Origin of the sequence: Longimicrobium sp. (assembly GCF_036280135.1) — a bacterium.
Lineage (GTDB): Bacteria > Gemmatimonadota > Gemmatimonadetes > Longimicrobiales > Longimicrobiaceae > Longimicrobium.
Genome location: NZ_DASURI010000112.1, coordinates 1 through 2,938 on the forward strand (window position 1 = coordinate 1; position 2,938 = coordinate 2,938).

A 2,938-nucleotide genomic window follows, 5' to 3' on the forward strand; every position below is an offset into this window, starting at 1 on the left:
ACTCCGTTGGCCGCAGGCCCCGTGTGCCATCCTGCCGTAACGCCCTCCCTGTCCGATCCGTCCGCTCTCCCGCCGGGCCGATGCGCCCGCGCGATCCCCTCCGCACGCGCGCGGCAGAATGTGCCGCCCGCCCGACCCGGCAGTTTCTGCCGCCCCCGGCGGATTCGCCCCCTTCCGCGCCGCGGCCGATCACGCCTTTCGAATCTCCTAAATAGCCCTTCTGCAGATACTTAGGGCGTGCGGACCGCGCGTGGTCCATGCGGTACGCCGCCTGCCTTCTCCCGGGGCACGAGACGCGAGGCTGCGGGGACCCCGAAACGACCGGCGAAGAGAATGTCTAGCGAGATCCAGGCGCAGGGCGGGAGCAAGAAGAACGTGCTTCCCCTGATCATGGTGGGTGTGGTGGGCGGTGTGCTCATCGGCGGGCCCACGGGCGCCATCATCGGCGCGCCGATGGTGGCCAGGAGCGTCACGGGCCCGGCGCCCGCCCAGGGCGAGGCCCACGCCGAGCCCGAGGAGGAGGGCCACGGGCCGTCCATCTACACCATGGACGACGTGGTGCTCAACCCGGCCGGCACCGAGGGCCAGCGCTTCCTGATTGCCCGCGTGGCGCTGCAGGGCGTGGGCGAGACCTTCGTGGAGGACATGACGGCCCGCGACGCCGAGGTGCGCGACGTCGTCGTCCGCCTGCTGAGCGCCAAGACGGTGGTGGAGCTGGCCGACGCCGGCCGCCGCGAGGCGGTCAAGAAGGAGCTGCAGGGCGCGCTGGCGGCGCGCTTTCCCAAGGCCGGCATTCGTGCCGTGCTCTTTCCCCAGTTCGTGATCCAGTAAGGCACCCGTGTCGTCGGAAACGCTTTCGCAGAACGAGATCGACGCGCTGCTGGGCATGGGCGGCGGCAAGGGGGGCGGCTCCCGGCCCCGCCAGGCCGCCCGCCGCGCCGGGCCGGAGGTGCAGGTCTACGACTTTCGCCGCCCGCACCGCGTGAGCAAGGAGCGCCTGCGCGCCCTGGAGGCCATGTACGGCCGCCTGGCCAAGTCGCTGGAAGGCTGGCTCATCGGCCGGCTGCGGGGGCAGCTGGAGCTCTCGCTCCAGAGCGTGGAGCAGTTCTCCTTTGGCGAGTTCGTGCTTTCGCTCCCCAGCCCCTGCTCGTCGTACGTCATCGACATCGGCGACAGCGGCGGGCAGCAGGGGGTCATCGACTTCGGGGGCGAGTTCGCCTTTTTGGTCGTGGACCGCCTGTTCGGCGGCAGCGGCCCGCCCGTGGTCCCGGAGCGCGCGCTTTCCACCATCGAACGCAATGCCCTGCGCGTGGTGGCCGATCGCATCACGGCGCTGCTCGCGGAGATCTGGCAGGACCACGTGCAGCTGGACCTGAGCGTGGGGGCGTTCGAATCCGTCCCCGAGATCCTGCAGGTGGTGAACCGCGAGGACCCCGTCCTGGTGGCCAACCTGGAGATCGCCGCGGCGGGCATCCAGTCGCTGGTCTCCATCTGCATGCCGTTCAGCGTGCTGGAGAAGTTCTTCGCGGGGACGGGCAAGCGCAGCGTCAAGATCGCCACCGTGAGCGACCGCGAGCGCGCCGAGACGCGGGGAATGACGGAGCGGCTGCTGCGGGGCACGCAGGTGCAGCTGGGCGTGCGGCTGCCGGAGTTCATGCTGCCCATGCGCGACCTGGCCGCCCTGCAGGTGGGCGGGGTGCTGGCCACCGGCATCAGCGCGCAGACCGAGGTGGAGGTGCGGGTGAACGGCGAGCGCCGCTTCCGCGCCGCGCAGGGCCGGGTGGGAACCCGCCTGGCCGTGCGCATCATCGAACCGATCGAGGCCGGGCCCGGGGGCACGGCCGACTCTTCCTACCAGGAGCAGTGAGCCCGATGGACCCGTTCGAAGCCGCCATGCAGTCCGTGGCCGCCGGCCGCGCCGGCGCCGCCCCCGCCGTGGAGCCCGCCGAGCCCACGTTCGCCGAGCTGGCGTTCGAGGACTCCGTCTCCGGCGAGGTGCCGCTGAGCATGCTGATGGACCTGTCGCTGCCCGTGAGCATCGAGCTGGGCCGCACCAGCATGACCGTGCAGGAGATCCTGCGCCTGGGGCGCGGCTCCGTCATCCAGCTGGAGCGCCTGGCCGGCGAGCCCATCGACGTCTACGTGGGCAACCGCCGCTTTGCCGAGGGCGAGGTGGTGGTGCTGGGCGAGTACTTCGGCGTGCGTATCACGCGCATCGTCAGCGCCCTGGGCACGGGCGAGGTGGCGGCGTGAGCGGCGCGGGCGCGGGGCTGTTCAGCGCGCTGGCGGTGATGCTGGGCGTCGCCGTGCTGGCCCGCGCCCTGGCGCGCCGGCTGGGCTGGGTGCGCCCGGCCGCGCGGGGACGGCTGCGGATGGAGGTGGTGCAGCGGCTGGCGCTCAGCCCCAAGCAGGGGCTGGCCGTGGTGCGCATCGGCGACCGGCTGATGACGGTCTCCCTGGGCGACGGCGGCGTGCGCCCCGTGCTGGAGCTGGGCGACGCCGAGCGCGACGCCCTCGCCGCTTCCGCTTCCGCCGAGACGCAGACCGCGCCCGCGCCGCTTCGTCCCTCGCTCGACTCGCTCGTGCCCGTGCTGGCGGGTCACATCTCACGCGGAGCGACGCTTTTACGGAAGGGCGCACGCAGAGCCGCAGAGGACGCAGAGGGCGGTTCGCCGTCTCTCGCGCCCCAGGCCGAGCCCGCGCCGTCCGCCGCGTTCTCGCAGGTGATGGATGAAGTGATGTCCCCGGCTGAGTCCGCGGAGCCGATCGTGATCGAGAACGCGACTGAGGTGATGGAGCCCAACACGCTGGCGGATCAGGAGATGGAGATCGTCTCCGCGCCCGCCGTTGAGACGTCCGCCGTCGCCGAAACCATCGTCGAGCCGGTGATCGAGGTCGTTGCGGAGCCCGTGGTCGAGACTGCCACCGAAGCCGTCGC

General features: G+C 72.0%; 4 protein-coding genes. All 4 read left to right on the plus strand.

Translation table 11 applies throughout. The annotated features are described in order from the left end of the window. Positions 1-333 precede the first annotated feature (333 nt). Entirely contained in the window at positions 334-831 is a 498-nt protein-coding gene (locus VFZ20_RS03515; RefSeq protein WP_329682442.1) for a flagellar basal body-associated FliL family protein, read from the plus strand. A gap of 7 nt (positions 832-838) precedes the next feature. Next, positions 839-1,867, plus strand: coding sequence for a flagellar motor switch protein FliM (locus tag VFZ20_RS03520; protein ID WP_329682443.1), 1,029 nt, complete (start codon positions 839-841; stop codon positions 1,865-1,867). 5 nt (positions 1,868-1,872) lie between these two features. Next, on the plus strand, positions 1,873-2,253 hold the full coding sequence (gene fliN, locus VFZ20_RS03525) for a flagellar motor switch protein FliN (protein WP_329682444.1): 381 nt from the start codon (positions 1,873-1,875) through the stop codon (positions 2,251-2,253). Then, positions 2,250-2,938 (plus strand): flagellar biosynthetic protein FliO (locus VFZ20_RS03530; RefSeq protein ID WP_329682445.1); only part of this gene is annotated, 689 nt, incomplete at its 3' end. The genes fliN and VFZ20_RS03530, both read left to right, overlap by 4 nt.